At 51.5% G+C, this 4,363-nt stretch carries 3 protein-coding genes and 1 pseudogene; all 4 read left to right on the top strand.

All coding sequences use genetic code 11. The annotated features are described in order from the left end of the window. Nucleotides 1–104 precede the first annotated feature (104 nt). The 4 genes and pseudogenes from H6B51_RS16360 to galT all read left to right on the top strand — a co-directional run bounded on the left by H6B51_RS16360 (nt 105) and on the right by galT (nt 4,256). The gene (locus tag H6B51_RS16360) at nt 105–1,472 is read left to right on the top strand and encodes an MFS transporter (protein WP_204884665.1); all 1,368 of its coding nucleotides are present in this window, start codon (nt 105–107) and stop codon (nt 1,470–1,472) included. Between the two features lie 18 nt (nt 1,473–1,490). Continuing rightward, nucleotides 1,491–1,610, top strand: a pseudogene (locus tag H6B51_RS18205) (galactokinase family protein); the annotation flags it as partial. Then, nucleotides 1,596–2,630, top strand: coding sequence for a galactokinase (locus tag H6B51_RS16355; RefSeq protein WP_335342195.1), 1,035 nt, complete (start codon nt 1,596–1,598; stop codon nt 2,628–2,630). The pseudogene H6B51_RS18205 and the gene H6B51_RS16355, both read left to right, overlap by 15 nt. A gap of 141 nt (nt 2,631–2,771) precedes the next feature. Further along, nucleotides 2,772–4,256 carry a UDP-glucose--hexose-1-phosphate uridylyltransferase gene (gene galT, locus H6B51_RS16350; RefSeq protein WP_204884666.1) on the top strand — a complete coding sequence of 495 codons (1,485 nt, stop codon included), beginning with the start codon at nt 2,772–2,774 and terminating at the stop codon, nt 4,254–4,256. The last annotated feature ends 107 nt before the right edge of the window (nt 4,257–4,363 follow it).

Here is a 4,363-nt window from a genome sequence, read left to right as displayed (position 1 = left end):
TCCTCAAGCCTATTCTAACAAATTACGACTTGCTGCGTTAGAGACACCTGTGTTTCATTTTCCTTTGGTGCCTTGAAGCGCAGCGGAAAGGAATGGTCATAATTATGAACGAAAAGAGATATCTGAAGTGGTATAACAAGATCGGCTACGGCTCCGGTGACATTGCAGGTAATGTGGTGTATGCGTTCCTGACCTTCTTCGTTATGATCTACCTGTCCGACACCATCGGACTGAACCCCGGCATTATCGGCACCCTGATGGCAGTTGCCAAGATCTTCGACGGCATCTCTGATGTGATTTTCGGCTCCCTGATCGATAAGACCCACACCAAAATGGGTAAGGCCCGTCCCTGGATGCTGTGGCCTTACCTGGGCTGCGGTGTCTGCTTGTTCGCAATCTTCTCCATTCCCACTTCCTGGGGCAAGACCGCACAGTACGCCTTCTTCCTCATCTTCTACGTGATGCTGAATGCCGGCTTCTACACCGCAAACAACATCGCTTACTCCGCACTGACCGCTCTGGTTACCAAGAATGAAAACGAGCGTGTTCAGCTGGGTTCCCTCCGCTTCGTCTTCGCATTCACCACCAGCACCATCATCCAGGCTGTTACCTTCGGTCTTGTTGCACACTTCGGTAATGATGCCGCCGCATGGCGAATCGTCGCTCTGATCTATGTCGTCATCGGTATCATCTCCAACACCATCTCTGTCCTGTCCCTGAAGGAGCTGCCCGAGGACGAAAACGAAACCAAGAAGGACACCTCCGCTCCCGCTGAGAAGTACACCCTGCGTGAGGCAGCCGGTCTGCTGGTCAAGAACAAGTTCTATCTGCTGATCCTGGGCGTTTATCTGCTGACTCAGCTGTACACCGCCTTTACCGGTGTTGGTACCTACTACATGACCTATGTTTTGAAAGATGCAAACCTGATGGGCAAGTTCGCCACTGCACTGAACATCCCCATGATCATCGGCCTGCTGCTGGTGCCCACTTTGGTTGCAAAGCTGGGCGGCATGTACAAGATCAACTATAGCGGCTACGCTCTGGCTACCGTTGCAAGAATCCTGGTGATCGTGGCTGCTTACATGGGCAGTGTCCCCATGATGCTGGTTTTCACCGCTGTGGCTTCCCTGGGTATGTGCCCCCTGCAGGGCGACCTGAATGCGGTTATCGCTTCTGCTTCTGACTACACCTATCTGACCACTGGCAAGCGTATCGACGGCACCATGTACTCCTGCACCTCTCTGGGTGTTAAGATCGGCGGTGGCCTGGGTACCGCAATCTCCGGCTGGCTGCTGGCTGCCGCAGGATTCATTGAAGGCGGCGCCGCTGTTCAGCCTGACTCCGTGATTACCATGCTGAATGTTATGTACCTGTGGCTGCCCGCAATCTTCTGTGCACTGGTCACCTTCCTGCTGACCAAGCTGAATGTTGAAAAGGCAAAACAGGCTCTGCTGGCTTCCCGCAAGGCATAAGAAAAATCTTTCGAAAAGGAATTTAATCCTATGGAAAAACACTATGTATTCTCCGCTCCTGGCAGAACGGAAATCAGTGGAAACCATACCGATCACCAATGCGGCTGCGTTCTCGCAGCCGCGGTGAATCTGGAAACCGTGGCCGATGTCCGGCTGAATGGCGCCAACAATATCTGGGTCCAGTCTGAAGGCTATCCCACCATTAAAGTAAACCTGGATGACCTGTCCGTCCATGAGGAAGAAAAGAACACCACCGCCGCGCTGATCCGTGGTGTTGCTTCCAGCTTTGTCCAGAGAGGTGCCAAGCTGGAAGGCTTTGATGCGGTAGTAAACTCTACAGTCCTTCCCGGCAGCGGTCTCAGCTCCTCTGCAGCCTTTGAGGTTCTGTTCGGTACCATCCTGAATGAGCTGTTCTTCGACAAGAAGCTGACCGCTGTTGAAATCGCTCAAATTGGGCAGTATGCAGAAAATGTCTACTTCGGCAAACCCTGTGGCCTGATGGATCAGATGGCATCCAGCGTTGGCGGTCTGGTTTACATCGACTTCGAGAATCCTGAAAATCCTGTAATTGAGAAAATCAATTTTGACCTTGCCAAAGCTGGCTACGCCCTGTGCATCATCGACAGTGGCGCGGATCACGCAGACCTGACGGATGAATACGCTGCGATTCCCTACGAATTAAAAGAGGTCTGTGATTTCTTCGGCAAAGAAGTTCTCCGTCAGATCCCTGAAGAAGACTTCCTTGCAGCCCTTCCGAAACTGAGAAACCATGTTTCTGACCGGGCAATTCTCCGGGCGATCCATGTTTATCAGGAAAATAAGCGCGTAGAGGTTCAGGCTGCTGCCCTTCGCAATGAAGACCTGTACGCATTCTTCCATCTCGTTCGCCAGTCCGGACATAGCTCCTGGATGTATCTGCAGAACATCTATCCCTCCGGATCAATTATGAAGCAGGAAGTGGCTCTGGCGTTGTGCGATACACTCTTACAGGGTAAAGGCGCTTACCGTGTCCATGGCGGTGGCTTTGCCGAAACCGTCCAGGCATTTGTGCCTTTCGATCTGCTTCCTAAGTTCAAAGAGGGAATTGAAAATGTACTTGGTGAAGGAAAATGCCATGTACTGAATATCCGCAACGATGGCGGTATCCGAATCCAATAATTCGGAGAATATAACTACTTAGCATATCTGAATTTCACTAGATAAATAACACGATCCTCAGTCATTCCGGAACGAGTTGGAGGATGACTACTCCAACTCGTCCGGCCAACCCTTAGAATAAAGGAGTGTTTTTATACGAACATCAATGAGAATATTTCCGCTTTGGTGCAGTATGGCTTGGACAGGAAACTGATCGAGCCCTGCGACAAGGCGTTTATTATAAACCAGCTGCTTACTCCCCAGCAGCTGGATAGTTTTGAACCTGCAGAAGTCCGTCCCATGCCTCTGGAGCAGATCCTGAAGAATCTGACGGATGACGCAGTGAATAGAGGTATCATCTCCGATGATATCACCAGCCGGGATCTTTATGATACCAAACTGATGGGAATCCTGACCCCGCCTCCCAGAGAAGTGCGCAGCACCTTCGAAGCGCTGTATGAGGAAAATCCCAAGACTGCCACAGACTGGTTTTACAAGTTCTCTCAGGATACCGATTACATCCGCCGTTACCGGATCCAGAAGGATATGCGCTGGAAGACTGTGACGGATTACGGCACGCTGGATGTGACCATCAACCTGAGCAAGCCTGAAAAGGACCCCAAGGCTATTGCCGCAGCCAAGGCGGCACCTCAGTCCGGATATCCCAAGTGCCAGCTGTGCGCTGAGAACGAAGGCTATGCAGGCCGGATGAATCATCCCGCCCGGCAGAACCACCGGATCATTCCCATCACCATTGGCGGTAAACCCTGGTACTTGCAGTACAGCCCCTATGTCTATTACAACGAGCACTGCATTGCATTTAATGCGGAGCACACTCCTATGAAAATCGATAAGGCAGCCTTCGAGAAGCTGCTGGACTTCGTCACCATCTTCCCTCACTATTTCATCGGCAGTAATGCAGACCTGCCCATCGTGGGCGGCAGCATCCTGAGCCATGAGCATTTCCAGGGTGGATGCTATACCTTCCCCATGGAGAAGTCCCCCGTGGAGCGTAAGATCGTCTTCAATGGCTTTGAGGATGTGAAGGCAGGCATCGTGAAGTGGCCCATGAGTGTCATCCGTCTGACCTGCCCGGACAAGCAGCGGATCGCGGATCTGGCAGACCATATCCTGCAGTCCTGGCGCGGTTATTCTGATGCAGATGCCTTTATCTTCGCGGAAACCAACGGTGAACCCCATAATACCATCACGCCCATTGCCCGCCGCAGGGGAGAGGACTACGAGATGGATCTGGTCCTGCGTAACAACATTACCACGGAGGAACATCCTCTGGGCGTATTCCATCCCCATGCAGAGCTGCATCATATCAAGAAGGAGAATATCGGCCTGATCGAAGTGATGGGTCTGGCTGTGCTGCCCTCCAGACTGAAGCAGGAACTGGCAGACCTGGAAGAAGCCATTTTGATGGACAAGCCCATTACTGGCGAGCTGGAGAAGCACGCTAAGTGGGTTCAGCAGTTAAAGGAAACCCATACGTTTACAACGGACAATACCGCATGCATTCTGAAGCTGGAAGTTGGCAAGGTGTTTGCCAAGGTACTGGAGCATGCTGGTGTCTATAAGAGAAATATGGATGGCGAGGCAGCTTTTGACCGCTTCATCCGCTATGTAAATCGGGAGGTATAAAGGTTGAAACATTGCGATTTAAGTACCATTCCGAAAAAGAGCGCACAAAACCACGCCCCCTAAAAGTGGGCGAAAAATAAAGTTATGCTTAAAGCCTAAGCAGTAGT

This window comes from Pseudoflavonifractor phocaeensis (assembly GCF_016901955.1).
Taxonomy (GTDB): Bacteria; Bacillota; Clostridia; order Oscillospirales; family Oscillospiraceae; genus Flavonifractor; species Flavonifractor phocaeensis_A.
Note: the sequence above shows the minus strand (reverse complement) of the source record. Positions and strands in the feature narration are given on the sequence as shown.

Bases quoted from the DNA above. Each gene is read 5' to 3' on its own strand.
- H6B51_RS16360 (WP_204884665.1), top strand. From the start codon at position 105: ATGAACGAAAAGAGATATCTGAAGTGGTATAACAAGATCGGCTACGGC.